The organism is Microvirga sp. Mcv34 (assembly GCF_024519725.1).
Taxonomy (GTDB): Bacteria; Pseudomonadota; Alphaproteobacteria; order Rhizobiales; family Beijerinckiaceae; genus Microvirga.
Window position 1 is genome coordinate 24312 of sequence record NZ_JALJRK010000013.1, and the last position, 18614, is coordinate 42925.

21 protein-coding genes are annotated in these 18614 nt (G+C 64.6%); 12 read left to right on the plus strand and 9 right to left on the minus strand.

What is annotated here, in order from left to right; translation table 11 throughout:
* Nucleotides 1–51 precede the first annotated feature (51 nt).
* Entirely contained in the window at nucleotides 52–1155 is a 1104-nt protein-coding gene (locus OC446_RS09670; RefSeq protein WP_262028822.1) for a S1C family serine protease, read from the minus strand.
* A 145-nt stretch (nucleotides 1156–1300) separates the two neighbouring features.
* Here OC446_RS09670 and OC446_RS09675 point away from each other — a divergent pair, with 145 nt between their 5' ends.
* The 4 genes from OC446_RS09675 to OC446_RS09690 all read left to right on the plus strand — a co-directional run bounded on the left by OC446_RS09675 (nucleotide 1301) and on the right by OC446_RS09690 (nucleotide 4431).
* Nucleotides 1301–2023 (plus strand): DUF4142 domain-containing protein, encoded by a 723-nt coding sequence (locus tag OC446_RS09675; protein WP_262028823.1) that lies wholly within the window; start codon nucleotides 1301–1303, stop codon nucleotides 2021–2023.
* Nucleotides 2024–2142: 119 nt separating this feature from the next.
* Nucleotides 2143–2757 (plus strand): hypothetical protein, encoded by a 615-nt coding sequence (locus OC446_RS09680; RefSeq protein WP_262028824.1) that lies wholly within the window; start codon nucleotides 2143–2145, stop codon nucleotides 2755–2757.
* A gap of 297 nt (nucleotides 2758–3054) precedes the next feature.
* Entirely contained in the window at nucleotides 3055–4146 is a 1092-nt protein-coding gene (locus OC446_RS09685; RefSeq protein WP_262028825.1) for a TRAP transporter substrate-binding protein, read from the plus strand.
* A 120-nt stretch (nucleotides 4147–4266) separates the two neighbouring features.
* Nucleotides 4267–4431 (plus strand): hypothetical protein, encoded by a 165-nt coding sequence (locus OC446_RS09690; protein WP_262028826.1) that lies wholly within the window; start codon nucleotides 4267–4269, stop codon nucleotides 4429–4431.
* Between the two features lie 53 nt (nucleotides 4432–4484).
* Here OC446_RS09690 and OC446_RS09695 read toward each other — a convergent pair whose 3' ends face one another.
* Nucleotides 4485–5351 (minus strand): DMT family transporter, encoded by an 867-nt coding sequence (locus OC446_RS09695; RefSeq protein ID WP_262028827.1) that lies wholly within the window; start codon nucleotides 5349–5351, stop codon nucleotides 4485–4487.
* A gap of 256 nt (nucleotides 5352–5607) precedes the next feature.
* Here OC446_RS09695 and OC446_RS09700 point away from each other — a divergent pair, with 256 nt between their 5' ends.
* Entirely contained in the window at nucleotides 5608–6498 is an 891-nt protein-coding gene (locus tag OC446_RS09700) for a YihY/virulence factor BrkB family protein (RefSeq protein WP_262028828.1), read from the plus strand.
* A 26-nt stretch (nucleotides 6499–6524) separates the two neighbouring features.
* Here the strand turns inward: OC446_RS09700 and OC446_RS09705 are convergent, their stop codons facing one another.
* From OC446_RS09705 to OC446_RS09725, 5 genes are all read right to left on the minus strand, one after another.
* Complete coding sequence (locus OC446_RS09705; RefSeq protein ID WP_262028829.1) at nucleotides 6525–6665, minus strand: hypothetical protein; 141 nt, start codon at nucleotides 6663–6665, stop codon at nucleotides 6525–6527.
* Nucleotides 6666–6721: 56 nt separating this feature from the next.
* Nucleotides 6722–6946: a hypothetical protein gene (locus OC446_RS09710; protein ID WP_262028830.1), complete on the minus strand. Its 225-nt coding sequence runs from the start codon at nucleotides 6944–6946 to the stop codon at nucleotides 6722–6724.
* 86 nt (nucleotides 6947–7032) lie between these two features.
* The gene (locus tag OC446_RS09715) at nucleotides 7033–7752 is read right to left on the minus strand and encodes a hypothetical protein (RefSeq protein WP_262028831.1); all 720 of its coding nucleotides are present in this window, start codon (nucleotides 7750–7752) and stop codon (nucleotides 7033–7035) included.
* A 316-nt stretch (nucleotides 7753–8068) separates the two neighbouring features.
* The gene (locus OC446_RS09720; protein ID WP_262028832.1) at nucleotides 8069–10012 is read right to left on the minus strand and encodes a bifunctional 2',3'-cyclic-nucleotide 2'-phosphodiesterase/3'-nucleotidase; all 1944 of its coding nucleotides are present in this window, start codon (nucleotides 10010–10012) and stop codon (nucleotides 8069–8071) included.
* A gap of 184 nt (nucleotides 10013–10196) precedes the next feature.
* On the minus strand, nucleotides 10197–11348 hold the full coding sequence (locus tag OC446_RS09725; RefSeq protein ID WP_262028833.1) for a trans-sulfuration enzyme family protein: 1152 nt from the start codon (nucleotides 11346–11348) through the stop codon (nucleotides 10197–10199).
* Between the two features lie 73 nt (nucleotides 11349–11421).
* Between OC446_RS09725 and OC446_RS09730 the strand changes: the two genes are divergently transcribed.
* Nucleotides 11422–11931 carry a TspO/MBR family protein gene (locus OC446_RS09730; RefSeq protein WP_262028834.1) on the plus strand — a complete coding sequence of 170 codons (510 nt, stop codon included), beginning with the start codon at nucleotides 11422–11424 and terminating at the stop codon, nucleotides 11929–11931.
* On the opposite strand, the gene hpt is transcribed toward OC446_RS09730, so the two are convergent.
* On the minus strand, nucleotides 11932–12504 hold the full coding sequence (gene hpt, locus OC446_RS09735; RefSeq protein WP_181052706.1) for a hypoxanthine phosphoribosyltransferase: 573 nt from the start codon (nucleotides 12502–12504) through the stop codon (nucleotides 11932–11934).
* A gap of 422 nt (nucleotides 12505–12926) precedes the next feature.
* Between hpt and OC446_RS09740 the strand changes: the two genes are divergently transcribed.
* The 5 genes from OC446_RS09740 to OC446_RS09760 all read left to right on the plus strand — a co-directional run bounded on the left by OC446_RS09740 (nucleotide 12927) and on the right by OC446_RS09760 (nucleotide 16932).
* Nucleotides 12927–13550 (plus strand): cell division ATP-binding protein FtsE, encoded by a 624-nt coding sequence (locus OC446_RS09740; RefSeq protein ID WP_202049975.1) that lies wholly within the window; start codon nucleotides 12927–12929, stop codon nucleotides 13548–13550.
* A gap of 5 nt (nucleotides 13551–13555) precedes the next feature.
* Entirely contained in the window at nucleotides 13556–14533 is a 978-nt protein-coding gene (locus OC446_RS09745; RefSeq protein ID WP_262028836.1) for a cell division protein FtsX, read from the plus strand.
* Nucleotides 14534–14601: 68 nt separating this feature from the next.
* Nucleotides 14602–15381, plus strand: a complete 780-nt coding sequence (locus OC446_RS09750) for a YdcF family protein (RefSeq protein WP_410055049.1) — start codon at nucleotides 14602–14604, stop codon at nucleotides 15379–15381.
* Between the two features lie 176 nt (nucleotides 15382–15557).
* Nucleotides 15558–16325 (plus strand): lysophospholipid acyltransferase family protein, encoded by a 768-nt coding sequence (locus OC446_RS09755; protein ID WP_262028837.1) that lies wholly within the window; start codon nucleotides 15558–15560, stop codon nucleotides 16323–16325.
* A 247-nt stretch (nucleotides 16326–16572) separates the two neighbouring features.
* Nucleotides 16573–16932 carry a hypothetical protein gene (locus tag OC446_RS09760; RefSeq protein ID WP_315986491.1) on the plus strand — a complete coding sequence of 120 codons (360 nt, stop codon included), beginning with the start codon at nucleotides 16573–16575 and terminating at the stop codon, nucleotides 16930–16932.
* On the opposite strand, the gene OC446_RS09765 is transcribed toward OC446_RS09760, so the two are convergent.
* Nucleotides 16920–17456 carry a gamma-glutamylcyclotransferase gene (locus OC446_RS09765; protein ID WP_262028839.1) on the minus strand — a complete coding sequence of 179 codons (537 nt, stop codon included), beginning with the start codon at nucleotides 17454–17456 and terminating at the stop codon, nucleotides 16920–16922. The two genes, OC446_RS09760 and OC446_RS09765, sit on opposite strands and share 13 nt — an antisense overlap.
* A 72-nt stretch (nucleotides 17457–17528) precedes the next feature.
* Here OC446_RS09765 and OC446_RS09770 point away from each other — a divergent pair, with 72 nt between their 5' ends.
* Nucleotides 17529–18581, plus strand: coding sequence for a DUF2125 domain-containing protein (locus tag OC446_RS09770; RefSeq protein ID WP_262028840.1), 1053 nt, complete (start codon nucleotides 17529–17531; stop codon nucleotides 18579–18581).
* Nucleotides 18582–18614 lie beyond the last annotated feature (33 nt).

Consider the following 18614-nt stretch of genomic DNA (forward strand, 5'->3'; position numbering starts at 1 on the left):
AAGTTTCGGCCCGAAGGAAACAAATCAGGCCCTACCAAAGTTGTGTTCTCTTTATGGTCTTCGCGCACGCGGGGCCTGCTCTCCGACATCCACGACGGTCACATCGACGGTCTGTCGCTGATTGTTTCGGAGGATCGTGAGGGACACCGTGTTGCCCACGCCCGTGCGCTCCAGACGGTCCGTCAGGTCCGACAGGTGCCGCACAGGATCGTCACCGACGCCCACGATCACGTCACCGATGATGCCGGCCCGAAGATTGACGCCGCGCAGACCCGCCTTGTCCGCAGGCGAGCCCGGCACGACATCCGCCACGATTACTCCGTTCACGCCGAGCTGAGCCGCGAGCGTCTCGTCGCCCGCCAGGATCCCGATGCCCGGGGTCGGGACGCGGCCGTTGCGGATCAGCTCCGGCACAACCCGGTTGACCACGTCGACCGGAATGGCGAAGCCGATGCCCGCATTGGTGCCGGAGGGCGAGAAGATCGCCGTGTTGACACCGATCAGGCGGCCTGCCGAATCCAGGAGCGGGCCGCCCGAGTTGCCGGGATTGATCGCCGCGTCGGTCTGGATCACGTCAGCGACCTCGCGCCCGCCGCTGGTGGGCAGGCGGCGCTTGAGGGCGCTGATGATGCCGGTGGTAAGCGATTGGTCGAGTCCGAACGGGTTGCCGATGGCATAGGCGGTCTGCCCGACCTTCAGATCCGCCGAGGTGCCGACGGCGACCGGCGCAGGCAACCCGCCCTGGCGCTGAACCCTCAGCACGGCGAGATCGTAGTTGGGAGCGCGCCCGACCACATCGGCCGGCAGCACCTCGCCGGACGCGAGCCGCACCACGAAGGACGCGCCGTTCTCGACCACATGGTGGTTCGTGACCACATGACCGGCGGCATCCCAGATGAACCCGGTACCCGAGCCGGCGGGCTCTCCGCCCGTGGGCCCTCGCCCGGACAACGCAACCACCTGGACGACCGATGGAGCGACGGTCTCGAACACCCGGATCGTCGACCGTTCATAATCCGACAGATCCCCACGAGCGGCGACCGGACGCGGCTCCCTGGCCGAGAACAGGTAGCCCGTCACATAGGGCTGGAGCACGAAGATCGCGAGTAGCACCGCGATCACCAGCATGACGATTCGTGTGACCCGGTCCTGCATCTTATTTCCCTCGTTTGCTCAGTGTCACAACGGACACGCTTGGCCGAAGTTCGACCCGAGTCGGAACGAACAGATGGAAGCAATTTCTCGAACAAATTCCTCCCGCGAACGTTCGCCCTCACAACTTGCTCGCAGGAGAAACTTGATGTCACGCAGCTTCATGATCGCAGGCCTCATGGCCGCTATCAGCCTTCCCGCCCTCGCCCAGCAGCAGAACCAAGCCATCACTCAGCCCACCACGCCTCAGCCCGCCGAAACGCAGACCAATCCCGCCCTCGGCCAGAACGCGCAGCAGCGTCAGCAACGCACCCAGCAAGGCGGCGCGCCGCAGGATACGCAGACTCCGATGCGCCAGGGTCAAGCGAGCGCACCGGCGGCCATGGGCCAGCAGCAATCGCAGGCGGACCGGCAGTACATCCAGCAGATGCTGGCACTGAGCACCGTCTCGCTGCAGCAGTCGAACTTCGCGCACAGCAAGGCTCAGAATCCGCGCGTGAAGCAATTCGCGGATTTCGAGATCGCGGAGCAGAACCTCCTCACCGACATCATGCATTCCTTCGCCGACCCGAACGCGACCGCCTCGACCACACAGGGCGCACAGCAATCCGCCGCGACGGCGCCCGAACTGCCGCAGAAGGACGCGCAGGCCATGGAGCGCCTGTCAAAGGCACAAGCGGGCGCTGCTTTCGACAAGGATTATGTCGCATTGCAGATCGAGGGACATCAGGCCCTGCTGAAGCTTCAGGAGACCCAGCTCCAGCAGGCCTCCGGCAACCGCGAGATGTCGAACCTCGCCAAGCTCGCGCGGGGCCAGATCAAAGAGCATCTGGCGCTGCTGCAGGATATGCAGAAAGAGCTCGGACAATAAGCAGAACGGCCCCGTTTCATAACGAATGCGGGGCCGGAACACCCGTCCTCGACGGGACGTTGCCTCCTGGAAATGCAGGCTCCCACCGCCTGCCCGAAACCCAAGAAGAGGAATAGCCCATGGCTCAAGACAAGCGTGGCCGCCCTCCCGAGCCGGATGTCGACGAGGTGCTGAACGAAGTCACCCAGGAAGAGACCGGCGACAGCTTCGTCGCAGGCCCGACCCAGAGGAACGATGTCGGCAACACCAAGCGCGCGGCCGCAAAGGCGACCGGCCTTATGGGGGCCTCGAAGAAGCTCGACCCCGACCTCGATATCGAGCACGTGGACGACAACCGCCCGACGAGCGGCTCGAAGGCCGGCATCCGTTCCTTCAAGGACGTGCCGGAGGAGGAAGACGACGAGGCCGGATTCCAGCTGTCGAACGAGGAGATCGCCGGCGGCGTGAACACCACCGCCACGAAGAGCCCCGCTCCCCGCGGTGCCCAAACGGAAGGACCGAGCGGGCCGACCGGCATGAGCGGCGGCGCCTCGTCCCGAGCCCGTGTCCCGGCACCCGGGAACGCAGTCGACGTACCCAAGGGCACCCTGGTGCGCGGACATCCCACGGCCACCCAGTCGGGCGGACATTCCACATCCTCCACCGGCGACGAGAAGCCCCCGAAGCGTTCTGCCCGCGCCCATAGCGGTCAGCAGCAGCGCCCCTTGTCGAAGGGTGGCTCTGAGGAGCGGTGATCGCTCCATAGGCCGGACTGCGGAACAAAGCAGACCTCTCACATGTCATGGCCGGGCTTGTCCCGGCCATCTCGATTAGAAGAGCGCGGCGCCTCTATAAACGGGATCGCCGGCACAAGGGCGGTAACAGCGCTGGGATTTTCGACGAGCGCCTCATCAATGACGCCACTGCATGGCTTGCCTCTGCCCGCGCATACCTACCCCAACGGAATGCGGAGTGACAGCGGCCCACCTCCCGCTTTATGGAATGTTCAGCCAAACCGGCAATGACGACATAAATCGGTTGAGGAAATGCTCATGGATAGAAGAAAAGTTCTCAAGGGTGCGGGCCTTGCAGCTGCGGCGGGCGCCGTCGCCTCCCCGGCCATCGCGCAGGCGCAGCCGGAAATCCGCTGGCGCATGACGTCGGCCTATCCCAAAAGCCTCGACACCCTCTTCGGCGCCGGCGAGATGATCTCCAAGCGCGTCGCCCAGGCTACCGACAACAAGTTCCAGATCCAGGTCTTCGCCGCGGGCGAGATCGTCGGCGCTCTCCAGAGCCTCGATGCGGCGCAGAACGGCACGGTCGAGTGTTCCTACACCCTGTCGAGCTTCTTCATCGGCAAGGATCCGAGCTTCATGTTCGAGACCTCCGTGCCGTGGGGCATGAACGTGCGGCAGCACAATGCCTGGATGTATTACGGCGGCGGCCTCGATCTCGTTCGCGAGTTCATGAAGGACTACAACATCTACCCGATCCCGGCCGGCCAGACCGGCGCGCAGATGGGTGGCTGGTTCCGCAAGGAGATCAAGTCCATCGAGGACCTGAAGGGCCTCAAGATGCGTATCGCCGGCATGGGCGGCCAGATCATGCAGAAGCTCGGCGTTGTGCCGCAGGTGCTCGCCGCCGGCGACATCTATCCGGCCCTGGAGCGCGGCACCCTGGACGCGGTGGAATTCTCCGGTCCGCACGACGACGAGAAGCTCGGCTTCGTGAAGGTGGCCCAGTACTACTATTATCCCGGTTTCTGGGAAGGCGGCGCCCAGCCCTCGCTCTACGTGAACATGGACAAGTGGAACGAGTTGCCGGCCCACTACAAGGCCATCCTCGAAGCGGCCTGCGCGGAAGCCAATGCCATGTGCGTGGCGAAATATGATGCGCAGAATGCCGACGCGATCCGCCGCCTGGTGGGCCAGGGCGTGCAGCTGCGCCCCTTCCCGCGCGACGTGATGGAGCAGAGCTACAAGGAAGCCTACAAGCTCTACAACGAGCTCGCGGCCTCCAACGCCAAGTTCAAGAAGATGTACGATTCCTGGAGCACCTTCCGCGACAAGGAACTCACCTGGTTCCGCATCGCCGAGCTGCCCTTCGACTACTTCGTCAACCAGCAGCAGGGCCAGCCTCGCTGAAGTCCTGGAAGCGGCGCCGAAAGGCGCCGTTTTCGTTTGAAGCGAGCGGAGAAGGATCGAAGCTTGGCCTGATGCGTTGTCGTCTCAACAGGATTTCCACTCGAACGATGGAGACAGGTCATGACGGACAAGGACCGTAAGCCGGACGCGCCGAAGGACAAGCCCGAGAGCAAGAACGACAAGCCTTCCGAAAACGGGAAGAAGCACCAAGACGAGCTGCTCGACGAGGGCGTGGAAGAGACCTTCCCCGCCAGCGATCCGGTCTCGGTGAAAATCACGAAATAATGCGGACGTGAAACGAAGCCCCGGGCCTATCGGTTCGGGGGTTATTTCCCATTTCAGTTCCGGCTCGCCACCGCGACGCCGATAGCGGCCAGCGCCATGCCTGCGAGCTGGACCGGGCTCAAGGTCTCGCCGAAGAGCGCGAAGGCCATCAGCGCCGCGACCGGCGGCACGAGATAGAGCAACGTCGCCACGCCGACCACCGCCCCCTGACGGATCAGGAAGAGCAGCAGGCCGATCGCCCCGATGGACAATCCCAGCACGGCCCAGGCCATGGCGCCGAGGAGCGGCAGAGTCAGCTCCATGTGGCCTTCTTCCGTCAGGAGCACGAGCGGTAGGGTGATGGCCGCAGCGCCCATGTACTGGATGGCAGCGTTCACCCGCAGGTCGAGGTTGCTGCCCGTACGCTTCTGCCAGATCGTGCCGAACGTGATGGAGAGCATCCCCAGGATGCAGATACCGAGCGCCAGAGGCGGCACGCCGCCCGCCCCCAGCTTCGGCGCCACCACGAGGGCCGCGCCCATGAATCCGATGGCGATGCCGGTCCAGCGTCGTGCCGAGACCTGCTCGCCCAGGAGAGGCCCGGCGAGCAGCCCGGTGGCGAGCGGCTGAAGCCCTGCCACGAGGGCGGAGATCCCGGCGGGCAGTCCATGCTTCACCGACCAGAAGACGCCGCCGAGATAGAGCCCGTGCAGGAGAACGCCGGCGATCAGGCTGTTGCGCCAATCGTGCCACTTTCGGGGCCAGGGCACCCGCGCAACGGCGACGATGCCGCCGAGGACGAGGATCGCCAGCACATAACGGACGAACAGGAAGGTAAGAGGCTCGGCATAGGGCGCCACGAACCGCGCCACGATGAACCCCGTCGCCCAGATGAGCACGAAGAGCGGCGGCGCGAGGCGGGCGAAGAGGGTCGGGTTCATGGGAGAAGCGGGATGCGTGCAGATCGATGCTGAGCTTGTAGGCCCGAACCCCGACCTTTGTCGATGTGCGGCCTTCTCATCCAAACGTCGATTCCAATGTGGATCGCAGCGGCGCCACACCCGTCTCGAGGGCCGCTCGATCCGACCTCTCCCTCCGCGCGACAGGGCGCAAGAGAGTTCCCCACATCGGACCGGCCTGCCCTTCCTTGCCCTGGGCTTCCAGCGCACCATCTCCAGCAGCCTGGAGACCTGTCTTTTGAATCGCCTTCGCCTCTCGCTCGAACTCCTGGCCATCGCATCCACCCGCTTCGTGCTGCACGATTCCTGGGCCATTGCGAGTCACATCGCCCTCTCGGTCCTGACCTCCCTCTTCCCCTTCCTGATCCTCGTGACGGCCCTGGCGAGCCTGTTTGGAACCGGATCCCTGGCCGACGAGGTGGCGGACATCATCCTCGAGGCCTGGCCGCAGGAGATCGCCGGACCGATTGCGCGCGAGGTGCACACGATCCTCACCGGGCGGCGCAGCGACGTGCTCACCCTGGGCCTCGTGCTGGCGCTCTATTTCGCGTCGAGCGGAGTGGAGAGCCTCAGAGTCGGCCTCAACCGCGCCTATGGCGTCCGCGAGACTCGCCCCTGGTGGCTGACACGGCTCGAATCCATCGCCTTCGTGATCGCCGGCGCCATGATGCTTCTGGCTCTGGCCTTCCTGGTCGTGCTCGGCCCCTTCATGTGGCGCGTCGTCCTGTCGTGGTTACCGGCCCTCGAACCTCTTGCTGTCCTGATCGGCTTCCTGAGGATCAGCGTCGCGACCATTGTGATCGTCACGGGCCTCCTGCTCGCCCATAAGCTCGTGCCGGCAGGGCGACGCCCCTTCCGAAACGTGCTTCCAGGCGTAGGCGTGACGCTGCTCCTTTGGCTTCTCGGCGGCTTCACCTTCAGCTGGTATCTGGAATTTTATCCCGGCGCCTATGCGTCAACCTACGGGGGCCTCGCCACCGCCATGGTGGCGCTGATCTTCCTCTACACGCTCGGCGCCATCTTCCTCTTCGGCGGGGAGCTCAACGGCACCATCATCCTCGCCAAGCGCAAGCGCCTCGGCAAGGAGCCGAAGCCGGAGACCATGAGCGATTTCATCCCGCTGCCCTGAACCCTGGTTTCAGGATCGGGCGTTCGTTATCCGAGCAATCCACAGCCGACTAAGCCGAAGAGCCCCATGCCCGCCAGGAAGACGTGGAACCAGCCTGGGCAGTGAAGGGCGCAATCCTCGGCGTCGAGCCGCTCGTCGAAAAGGTTCTTGCTGAATGAGTTCGTCATGCGACGCGCATAGCGCCGGACGATCTCAGTTGTATGACTCTGATCTTGGGGTTTCGCTAAATCACGGTCGATCCGTCCGACCGCATGCGGGCATCTCCGATCTGGCGGGCGAGCTTCACCGCCTCCTCGTCGCTCACATACACCCGGACGAGCGTCCAGGCGCTCTCGGACTTCCACAGCCGAAACGAGATCATGAACCCATTGCCGTCCTTTTGCGCATCCGCATGGGTCGCATCGGGTAGATCGTAAGGCCCAAGGCCCTCGAAAGTCAGCTGTCCCACATCTCTCTCCACTCACAAGCCTGACCGTCAACGGGCGAAAGCCTGACAGGTTCGGAACGGCCGCCGGAGCGCTGCGCCGGTCTCGGTCAGAGATTGGGTGCGATCCGCAATTCAAGCCTTGCGGAAGCGGTCGGTCGCGTAGCGGGCGCAACACCGTAGCCGATCCTCACGTTCAGGTCCGACCGGAAACGATCCGTGCGGGAGCTCAGCCGGGTCTGGCCGATGACCTCTGACAGCAGGCCCGTGCCGACGGCGCCGCTGACGCTGTCCAGATTCATGCTGGGCGACAGCCGCAGCTGCGTGCTCCAGCTTGGAAGAGGGATCTCGATCGGGATGTCCATGCTGCCGCTGATTGATTGCGAGTAGCCGTTCTGCACGCTGTCGATGAAGCCTGCCGTCGACAGTCCCAAGGTCACACCGAGAGGCTGCCAGTCCCGCGTCAAGAAGGCCTCCCAGGTCGCTTTGGACGATACGAAGCTGGTCTCGCTGCCGGTGCGGATCAGTTCGGTCCCGACGAGGAAGTTGTAGTCCTGGAACGGCTGGAGCTTGGCTCCGACGGCCCGGTCGAAATCCGTCGGCATGAAGGCCTGCATGTCGGAACGCGCAAGGCCGTTGGTCCAAACCTGCGTACGGCTCAAGCGCGGCACCGGCCGCTTAGGGGTCGCACGCTTCGCGGCCACATGCTTGTCGAGCCACGCCGGAGTGATGTTCTTGTTCCAGATCTCGTCCTCGGCTGCAGCGACATATGTCGTCATCAGGGCTGAGGCGAGCAGAAGGCAGATCAACCTGCGAAGAAGCAAAATCATCGAATAAGCCAGAACAAAAAGAAGATCGACAACGCAACGATGCCGTCATTCGGAGTGTCGTTGGTTAACGCGAGGTTAAATTTGCTTCAAGCTTCAGGACTGGCGTTTTTCCGGCCGTTCTGAGCCAAGGAAATGGAGCGAATTTCGACCGTGGATTCAGGCACGTGGCGAGGATTGCTGTCTCTTTTGACATCAATAGGCAAAGTGACGCAGAGCGCGCTCACGCAGGTGTGATGTTCTTCTTATCCTCATCGTTTCAAGAACGAAAACGGCCGGGCTTGAGCCCGGCCGCTTCTTCATGCATTGGGAAGCCCGATCAGCTCACGATGCGGTATTTCACGAAGCCTTCCGGCGCGTCGCCCATCTTCTCGACCTTGATGCCGGCTGGCTGATACTGGGCGGCGTTGGGCCCGGTGGTGAAGGTCATGGTGACGCCTGCGGGCGCAACGAGCGACCAGGAGCCGTCCGCCTTCGGGGCCACTTCCTTCTTCTCGATGATGTAGCGCATGATGGCATCGCGGGTCAGGTCGGGTGCCTCGAACACGATGGTGGTGCCGTCCGCGCCGGGGAAGTTGCCGCCGCCGCCCGCTCGGTAGTTGTTGGTCACCACGATGAACTGCTGATCCTCCGTCACGGGCTTGCCGTTATAGGTCAGGTCCTTGATGCGATGGGCGTCGGCGTTCACGACCTTGCCGTTGTCGTCGTAGCGCGAGGCCTGGGTCGGATCGATCTTGTACTGCACCCCCGCGATGACATCGAAGTTGTAGGCCGGGAATTTGGAATTGATCAGCTCCTGCTCCCCGCCCTTGGCCACGTCGATCTGGTTGTAGATGCCGGCCGAGCGCTCCAGCCATTCGCGCACCTGTGCGCCGGTGATCTTCACCACGCGGATCGTGTTCGGGTAGATGTAGATGTCCGCCATGTCCTTGATGGCGAGCGGGCCGGGCTTGATCTCGGTGAAGTAGTTTGGACCTCCGCGCCCACCAGCCTTGAAGGGCGCCGCCGCCGAGAGGATCGGCAGGTCCTTGAAGGAAGAGGCCTTGAGCTGATCGGCCACGTACCAAGCCTGCGCCTCGGCCACCAGCTTCACCGAAGCGTCATCCGCTACGAGCGAGTAATAGGAGTGGATCGGGACAGCAGTCTTGCCGACGGGCTCGCGCACATATTTCAGCGTCGAATCATGATCCGCCTGAGCGGCGGCGATGACGCCGGCTTCCGAATCCACCTTCGCCACGACCTTGCGATCGACGCGGTCGTAGATCGGGCGCGCCTCGGTGCGGAAACTAGACACCTTCCAGGCGTTGCCGTCCCTGGTGAGTTCAAGGTCGATGAGGCCCAGATGGCTGCCCCAGAATCCGGCCATGACGGCGGGCTTGCCATGAAGCGTGCCGGCTTTCACATCGACACCATCGATGTTGTTGAACTCCTTGCCGCCTGGGAACACGAAATGCTGGTGGCCGGTGAGGATCACGTCGATACCGTCGACCTTCGCGAGATGCAGTGCCGCATTCTCCTCGCCGCCCTTGCGCTCGCCACCCGCGATGCCGGAGTGGCAGAGCGCCACGACGATGTCGGCACCGGCCTTCTTCAGATCCGGCACATGCTTTTTGGCCGCATCCACGATGTCGACGGTGGTCACCTTCCCGTCGAGATTCGCCTTGTCCCATTGTACGATCTGCGGCGGCACGAAGCCGATCACGCCGACTTTCAGCTTCTGCTTGGCACCGGACTCATCGACCACCTCGCGGTCGAGAACGAGCCAAGGCTTGTAGAGCGTTTGGCCGTCGGCCTTCACCGCATTGGCGCAGACGATCGGGAATTTCGCGGCGCCCAGCGAATTCTGCAGAAAATCGAGACCGTAATTGAATTCATGATTGCCGAGCGTGCCGCAATCGTAGTTCAGGGTGTTCATGGCGGCGACGATGGGATGCACGTCGCCCTTCTTCATACCCTTCCGATAGGACACGTAATCGCCGAGCGGCGAGCCCTGGATGATGTCGCCGTTATCGAACAGCAGGCTGTTCTTCGCTTCACCACGCGCTGCCTTCACGAGAGTTGCGGTACGCGCGAGGCCCACCGTGTCATCCGGCGCATCGCGATAATAGTCATAGGGGAAGATGTTCACGTGAAGGTCGGTCGTCTCCAGGATGCGGAGCTTCACGACCGGGCCGGCCGCCCAGGCGAACCGGGGCATTCCGGCAATAGCGGCAGCGGCCACGCCGGTCTGCAGAGCGCGGCGGCGGGTAATGGATTGTGTCATGGTCTTCCCTCGGGTGGTCTTCTAGCGAAACAGGGTTCGCCCTTAGCCGAGAGAAGCACAAGTTTTGTGACAGGATCAAGGTAGCTGGCTAAGAGCGCCCACAATCCACTGCTCCTTCACCATGGCCGTCAACGGCCTTGTGCCGGTGATCGCGGCACAAAGTCGGCCATGGCATAGGAGGGCGTCAGCCCCTCAGCGCCTCGTCCAGATCCCGGTACAGGTCCTCCACATCCTCGATTCCCGTGGAGAGGCGCAGGAGATCGGGCGGACACGGGGTGCCGGGTCCCTCGATGGAGGCGCGATGCTCGATCAGGCTCTCGACGCCGCCGAGCGAGGTCGCCCGCTTCCACAGGCCGACACGGGCGGCCGTGCGGATTGCCGCCGCTTCCCCGTCGGCCACCTGGATCGACAGCATGTAGCCGAAGCCGTTCTCCATCTGCCGGGCGGCGATGTCGTGGCCGGGATGCTGTGGCAGGCCCGGATAGAGCACGCGGGCCACCTTCGGATGGGCTGAGAACCGCTGCGCTAGGTCGAGGGCGCTTTTGGCTTGGGCGGCCGTCCGCACATGGAGCGTGCGCATGCCGCGCATCAGGAGATAGGCCTCGAACGGACCGAGGATCGCGCCCTGCATCTTGCGGATGGAGGAGACCCGAGTCCAGAATGCATCGGCCTTCGCGCCCGCGAGCGCCCCCGCCACCACGTCGGAATGGCCGTTCAGCACCTTGGTGGCCGCATGCATGACGATGTCGGCGCCGAGGGTCAGCGGGCGGGTGTGGATCGGCGAGGCGGTCGTGGAGTCCACGGCAAGCCGCGCCCCGGCCGCATGGGCGATCTCGGCGGCACCCGCGATGTCGGTGATGGTCCAGAGCGGGTTCGAGGGCGTCTCGACCCAGACCAGCTTGGTCTGCCCGGGCTTCACGGCGGCGCGCAGCGCTTCGAGGTCGTCGGTCTCCACGAAATCGACCTTGAGGCCCCAGCGCACGGCTTCCGTCATCAGCCAGCTGCGCAGGGCCCAGTACATGACCTTGGAGGCCACGATGTGGTCGCCCGGATCGAGCGCCTGGAACACGGCGGTCGCCGCCGCCATGCCGGACGAGAACAGCAGCGCGCCGGCCTCGGCCTCTTCGAGCATGGCCAGAACCTCTTCGGCCTCCCGGACGGTGGCGTTGTCGGGGCGGCCATAGACGAAGCCGGACGAATAGGCATTGTCCTCGTCGCGGATATAGGTCGTCGTCACATGGATCGGCGGAACGATCGCTTTCGTGATCGGGTCCACATGGCCCATGGCCTGGGCGGTCAGGCTGCGCTTCGACCAAGGGGAACGCGATGACGACATGAGGGAACCTCCGCAAGCGTGACAGGTTGCGTCACAAGGATAAGAATGCGTCCGTCATAAAGAGATTCCGAGCATGCATACAGATCAAACTGCGCCTGCCACCCATGCAATGCGTCCGCTGCCGCGCTTCCTGGTGGCGGTGGTGCCCGTGGTCGCGGTGGCCGTGTCCGCGAGCCTCATCACGCAGCCGAATATCCCGACCTGGTATGCGGGCCTCCAGAAGCCCGGCTTCACGCCGCCGAACTGGGCTTTCCCGATCGCCTGGACGCTGCTCTATGCCATGATGGCCTACGCGTTCTGGCGCATTCTGGCCCTGCCGGAGAGCCGACCCGGACGGTCGGCCGCCATCGTGGCCTTCTTCACCCAGCTCGTCCTGAACGGCCTCTGGTCCTTCGCATTCTTCGGCGGAAAGAGCCCGATCGCCGGCCTCGTCGTGATCGTCGCCCTGATCATGGCGATCATCGGCACGATCCGCACCTTCTGGCGCCTCGACCGGACGGCAGGCCTGCTGCTCGTGCCCTATCTTGCCTGGGTGTCTTACGCCACCCTGCTCAACGGAACGATCTGGCGGCTCAATGGATGATCAGGCTTCGGGCTTGTCGAACAGGTCCGGGCTGCTGTCGAGGTGATCGACCACGCCGACGAAGGGCAGCTGGCGATAGGAATGGGCGACGTCCATGCCGTAGCCGACGACGAACACGTCGGGGCAGGTGAAGCCCACGTAATCGGGATGGATCTGCACGGCGCGCTTGCCGGGCTTCTCCAGCAGCACGGCCGTCTTCACGCTCTTGGCGCCCCGCGCCATCAGCAGGTCCTTGGCGAAGGTGACGGTGCGGCCGGACTCCAGGATGTCGTCCACGAGCAGCACGTCGCGTCCACGCACGTCGCTCTCCACGTCCCGCAGGATCGTGACGTTGCCGGTGGAGACCGTTCCGTCGAGATAGCTCGACAGGTGCACGAACTCGACCTGGGGAGCCAACCCGCTCCGGTGCAGGGCCCGGATCAGGTCCGCGGCGAACATGAAGCTGCCCTTGAGCACGGCGACGACGAGCAGGTTCTCGGGCTTGGCGGCCGCGATTTCCTGGGCGAGCGCTTCGTTGCGCTTGGCAATGGTGTCTTCGTCGAAAAGAACCCGGATCCGGGGGGCAGTGCTCATCGTCGTCAATCCAGCAAAAATGTCAGAAGCCTTGGGCTTCCTTCTTCACGACCATGCTTGGGCGAGGATGTCAAACCGGCTGGATGGTTTTTGGGTCGATACAAGGGTTTGGGCGCCCTTCCGGGCTGTGCGCCCAGACCGCCGGCCACAGCATGGCCGCCCACGTGCCGGCTACCCCGTGGAGGAAAACGTCTCCTGCGGCAATGTCCCGCGAAACGCTCGCTTCCCGTCGCCGGCCGCCGAGTTTATGGCTTGCTAACCATAGAGGGGCGATAAGGAGGCGAATCGCGGTCTTTCTCCGCCAGAAGAACCGACACACTCCAAGGATGGCTTGAGCACGCGTGAGGGCGCTTTACGACGAGGACTATGATGAGGGCGCGGCCCCGGCCGTGCATTTCGAGAATGTGGGCGTGCGCTACGGCATGGGGCCCGAGGTCCTGCGCGACCTGACCTTTTCCATCGAGCCCAACTCCTTCCAGTTTCTCACAGGCCCGTCCGGCGCCGGCAAAACGACTCTCCTGCGCCTCATCCTGCTCTCGGTAAAGCCGACCCGCGGCCTGATCTCGCTCTTCGGCGAGGACGTGTCGCGGATCTCCAAGGACGAGCTGACGAGCGTCCGCCGCCGCATGGGCGTTGTCTTCCAGGATTTCCGCCTGCTCGACCATCTGACCACCTACGAGAACGTGGCCCTGCCGCTGCGCGTCCAGGGCAAGGAGGAATCGAGCTACCGGGCGGAGGTCGTCGAACTCCTGCGCTGGGTCGGTCTTGGCGACCGCATGCACATGCTGCCCCCGGTTCTCTCCGGTGGCGAGAAGCAGCGCGCGGCCATTGCCCGCGCCCTGATCGTGCGCCCCGATCTGCTGCTCGCGGACGAGCCCACGGGCAACGTGGATCCGTCCCTTGCCCGCCGGCTGCTGCGCCTCTTCATCGAACTCAATAGGCTCGGAACCTCGGTGGTCATCGCGACCCACGATTTCAGCCTCATGGATCAGCTCGACGTGCGCCGCCTCGTGCTCGGCGACGGCCGGCTGCATATCGACGAGTGAGCCCGATGAACGCCGCGCCTCAACATCGTTCCAAGAAGGCTGCAGCCGCCGCCGACGGGCAGAAACGCGCCCTGCCCGCCTCGCTGAGCCGGAACGCCCCGCTCGTGCCGGTGGATTCGGCGGGCGGCCAGGCGCTGGCTGCCGTCATCGCCATCCTGACCTTCCTCGCGGCGCTCTGCGCCGGCGGAGCCGAACTCGTATCCGCGTCCTCCGCCCAATGGCGTTCCGAGATCGCCCGGGAAGTCACGATCCAGATCCGCCCCAACGCCCAGCGCTCGATCGACCAGGACGTGGAGCGCGCCGTGGCCCTGGCCCGACAGGCATCAGGCGTGGAACAGGCACAGGCCTTCACGAAGGAGGAATCCGAGCGTCTGCTCGAGCCGTGGCTCGGGACCGGGCTCGATTTCAAGGACCTGCCCGTTCCCCGCTTGATCGTGATCAAGATCAAGCAGGATGCAAAGCCCGATTTCGGCCCGTTGCGGCAAGCCCTGCAGCGCGATGTGCCCGGCGCCAGCCTCGACGACCACGCCCTCTGGGTCTCGCGCCTCTCGACCATGGCCAACACGATCATCGGCGTCGGGATCTTTCTCGTCGCCCTCGTGCTCCTCGCGGCCGGCCTCGCGGTGATCTTCGCCACGAGAGGTGCCATGGCGGGCAACCGGGAGGTGGTAGAGGTGCTGCATTTCGTTGGCGCGAACGACGATTTCATCGCCAGGGAATTTCAGCGCCGTTTCTTCCGTCTCGGCCTGCGCGGGAGCGCCATCGGGGCGGCGGCTGCCCTGGTGCTCACACTGATCCTCGGCTTCGTGACTCGCTCCTGGCGGGCAAGCCCGGCCGGCGACCAGCTCGAGGCGTTGTTCGGCGCCTTCACGATCAGCTGGAGCGGGTATACGGTCGTCATCCTGATCGCGTTCCTGGTCGCGGTGATCGCCGGCATCGTCTCGCGCTTGACCGTGAGACGCTTTCTTAACGAAAGTGGTTGATGTTGAGGTTAACAAGGAAAGAGCAGGTTGCCTCTCCATTGCCGCATTCTCCGTTATGTTCGTCCAAGATGACCTCGCGAACGCAGAGTTGGGTAGCGCCGGGCGCCGTGGATTCCACAGAGGCCGTGGGCTGGGGCTGGACGATGCCGGCATCGACTAAGCACCCTGTCAGGCGGTCCCTGACAAGCCGTCTGCTCACGTTCGGCTTCTGGAGCTTCATCGCGGCCATGGTCGTCGGCGTCCTCGGCTTCCTGGGCTTCGTCTACAGCCTCGACCGCTTCGAGCAGCCGCCCGAGACCCGGGCGGACGGAATTGTCGCCATGACGGGCGGCGCGCAGCGTATCGGCGACGCCATCGACCTTCTCGCCAAGGGCTATGCCAAGAGACTCCTGATCTCCGGAGTCAACGAGAACACCAGCCGGGACCAGATCGCCCGCCTCAACCCGGGCCAGCGGCGACTCTTCGATTGCTGCGTGGATCTGGACTACCGGGCCCGCAACACCATCGGCAACGCCATCGAAACCAGGCGCTGGGCCGAAGCGAATTCCTTCGACACCATCATCGTGGTGACCTCGAACTACCACATGCCGCGCACCCTGGTGGAGCTCGAGCACGCGCTGCCGAACCTCCAGAAGATCCCCTATCCGGTCGCGGCCACCATCGATCCGCACGAGTGGTGGCACAAGCCGGCCGTGGCCCGACTGGTCTTCACCGAATACGTGAAGTTCCTGGCTGTCTGGATTCGGACCCGTTTCGAGGATGATCCGGAGCGCTCGTCGGTGGCGAAGATCATCAGCGGCGGTGCGCCCATCAAGGCGCAGATCGTCGCCGATCCACTCTGGCGCTAAAGCATCGAACGCAAAAGTGGGAACCGGTTCTGCGTGGAAAGATGCGTCAAACCATAAAGTTAGAGCATTGCACGTGAGTTCGAGTTCACGTCCGATGCTCTAGAGAACTCGGCGAAAACCCATTAAGGTGCCGCGCCCGCGGAGAACGACGCTCCGCTTTTCGTTTTCAAGAAGCCATGCTGATCGTCCGCTCCCTGCTCTTCAATCTCGCCTTCTACGCCAACCTGATCCTGTGGCTCATCATCCTGATCCCGGGTGCGCTGGCGCCACGCCGTCAGTTCATGGAACTGGTCAAGATGTGGGCGCGCACGTCCGTCTGGCTTCTGCGCGTGATCGCCGGAACCAGGGTGGTGATCACCGGGCAGGAGAAGATCCCGGCCGGCGGAGCGCTGGTGGCGGCCAAGCACCAGTCGTTCCTCGAGACCTTCGCCCTGCTGCCGCTTCTCGACGATCCGACCTACATCCTGAAGCGCGAGCTGATGTGGATCCCCTTCTTCGGCTGGTATCTGGCCAAGGCGCGCTGCGTGCCCATCGACCGCAAGGCGGGATCGATGGCCCTGGTGCAGATGACGGCGCGCGCCAAGGAAGAGGCACAGCACGGCCGCCAGATCATCATCTTCCCCGAGGGTACGCGCCGCCCGCCGGGTGCTCCTCCGGCCTATAAGTACGGCGTGGCGCACCTCTATCAGAACCTCGGCTTCCCCTGCGTGCCGATCGCCATGAACTCGGGCCTCTTCTGGCCCCGCCGCCAGTTCATCCGTCGTCCCGGCACGGTGCGGATCGAGGTTCAGGACCCCATTGCTCCCGGCCTCGGCCGCGAGGCGTTCTTCAAGCTGGTGCAGGAGCGGATCGAGACCGCCTCCAACCGGCTGCTGGAGGAAGGCCGGGCCGAGCTCGGCATGGGGCCCGCGTCCCCGTCGGAGACCTCCCTGTCGAAGGTGTGAAGACGCGTAGCGGAAGGGACGGGAATCTACCGCGCCGAGCGTGATCGTGGATCCCCTTCCCCCGCCTCCGGCCCACCGGGGCCGACAGAGGCCGAAAACCCACAAACCCAAGCCCAGCCAAGCTTTCAGCCGCCTTGACGACTCAGTCGTCCGTTCTTACATATAAGAACATATGGCGAACAAACGAACCATATCCTGGAATGCGGCTATGCGGGATCTCCGCAACGACCGAATGCGGAGGGCTGGCGTGCGCGAGGAAAGGCTACGGGCGACCGCTGGGCTTCGCTCCTCTTCCACCCTGAGTTCCTGGCGCGGCCGTTCGGGACGCCGCTACATCGTCGGCGTGCATGCGCTGAACGAGACGGAGCTTCTCGAGGTCACCGATGCGGTGATCCTGGCCGTGAAGCGCGACCGGGCCGGCAACGGCGTCGTGGTGGATGCCGCCATGGCGGCATCGGATCCGAGCGCCCAGACCCGCCTTCGCTGGCTCGCCAGGGTTCAGGAGCTCGGCGCCACGGAACTCCACATCCACCGCCTCGCCGCCACTGAGGACGACCGCCGCGCGATCTTCGAAGATCTGCGCGAGGACGAGACTCAGGCTTCCTGATCGAGGTCGCTGACGATCCTGTGCAGCAGGGGATCGACCACGTGCATGCCGATGAGGTGCTCGTAGGTGGAGCGGACGTAATCGGGGTTGCGTCCGGAGATGCCCTGCCCCTGCCGCACGAACTGGATCACCTCGTCATAGGACAGCCGTCCCGCGTATTGGCCATGGTTGCGGTCGACCACATAGGCCAGCGCGCGAACCCGGCGCGCATCGGCGAGCCGCACAGGCAGATGCCGCTCGAGGTAGACGGACGTGACCTGCTCGCGCTCGCGCAGGTATTGGATCGTCCCCTCAGCCTCCTCGGGCGCGACCCGGAAGGCCACCCCATGGCAGCGCCCGCCCCTGTCGAGACCCATCACCAGACCCGGATGCTCCGGCGTGCCGCGATGGACGTGGGAGAGGACGCATAGGGAGCGGTGATAGCCGTAGAGATGCGCATGGACCCGTTCTACGAAGGGAAAGCCCGGTCGCCACATGAGCGAGCCGTAGCCGAAAACCCATAAATCCTCGGTGAGATCCTTCATGTCGCCGCGCCCGAACCTTGCCTGCATCCGGCGCTACCAGTAACCACACACCAGCACAACAGGAGATCGCGCATGGATCAGGCTGCCCCGACGGCGAGCGTTCGCCGCAGCCGCTTCTGGCTCTACACACCCTTCGTCTTGCTGCTGCTCGTCGCCATCGCCTGGAGCATCGCCTGGTTCGTGATCCGTAGCCGAACCGCGGAAGCGCTCGACGGCTGGATCGCCGCGGAGGCCAGGAACGGACGGCAATGGACCTGCGGCGACCGCAGCATCGCGGGCTATCCGTTCCGCATCGAGATCATCTGCGAATCCCTCGACCTGAAGCGGGGCTCCGTGTCAGCCTCCTTCGGACGCGCCGAGGCCGTCGCCCAGGTCTATCAGCCCCGCCGGGTCATCGTGGAGTTGGCCGGCCCCTTGCGCGTGACGGACGGGACGGTGACGGTCGACGGCAGCTGGAGCCTGCTCCAGGCCAGCGTCAATGCCTCGCAGACCGGCCTACAGCGCCTGTCCCTGGCGGCCGATGCCCCCAAGGTCGCCGTGACCGGCCTCGGCAACGGCGAGATCGCCGGATCCGGCAGGCACCTGGAACTCCATCTCCGGCCGAACCCCTCCCGGCGGGCCGAACTCGCCGGCGACGTGGCCGCTTCGGTGACGGAGGCCCGCATTCCCATCCTCGACGCCCTCGTCGGCGGAGCAGAGCCGACCAACCTGAGCGCGGACCTCACGGTGACCCAGGCGGACGGCTTCAAGGGCGGCACGATCGTCGAGGAGCTGGAGCTCTGGCGCAATGCCGGCGGCAAGCTCGACATCCTGATGCTCTCGGCCATCAAGGGCGCTCGCCAGATCGAGACCAAGGGCGAGCTGCGCCTCGACGAGCAGCACCGGCCGGCGGGCCAGCTCACCGTCTCGGCCGCAGGCCTCGACGGTCTCCTGGGCAACCTGACCGGCGGTCGTGTCGGCGGCAATCTTCTGGGCATGCTGCTTGGACAGGGGCCGCGCTCGCAGCAGGGCCAGCCCAATGCGAAGCCGCAGCTTGCTTCCCTTCCGCCTCTGCGGCTCGAGAACGGATTTTTGGCGATGGGACCCTTCGTGATCCCCAACGTCAAGCTGAAGCCGCTCTACTGACGGACGGCGTTACGCCATGGCCGGCATCGTGCC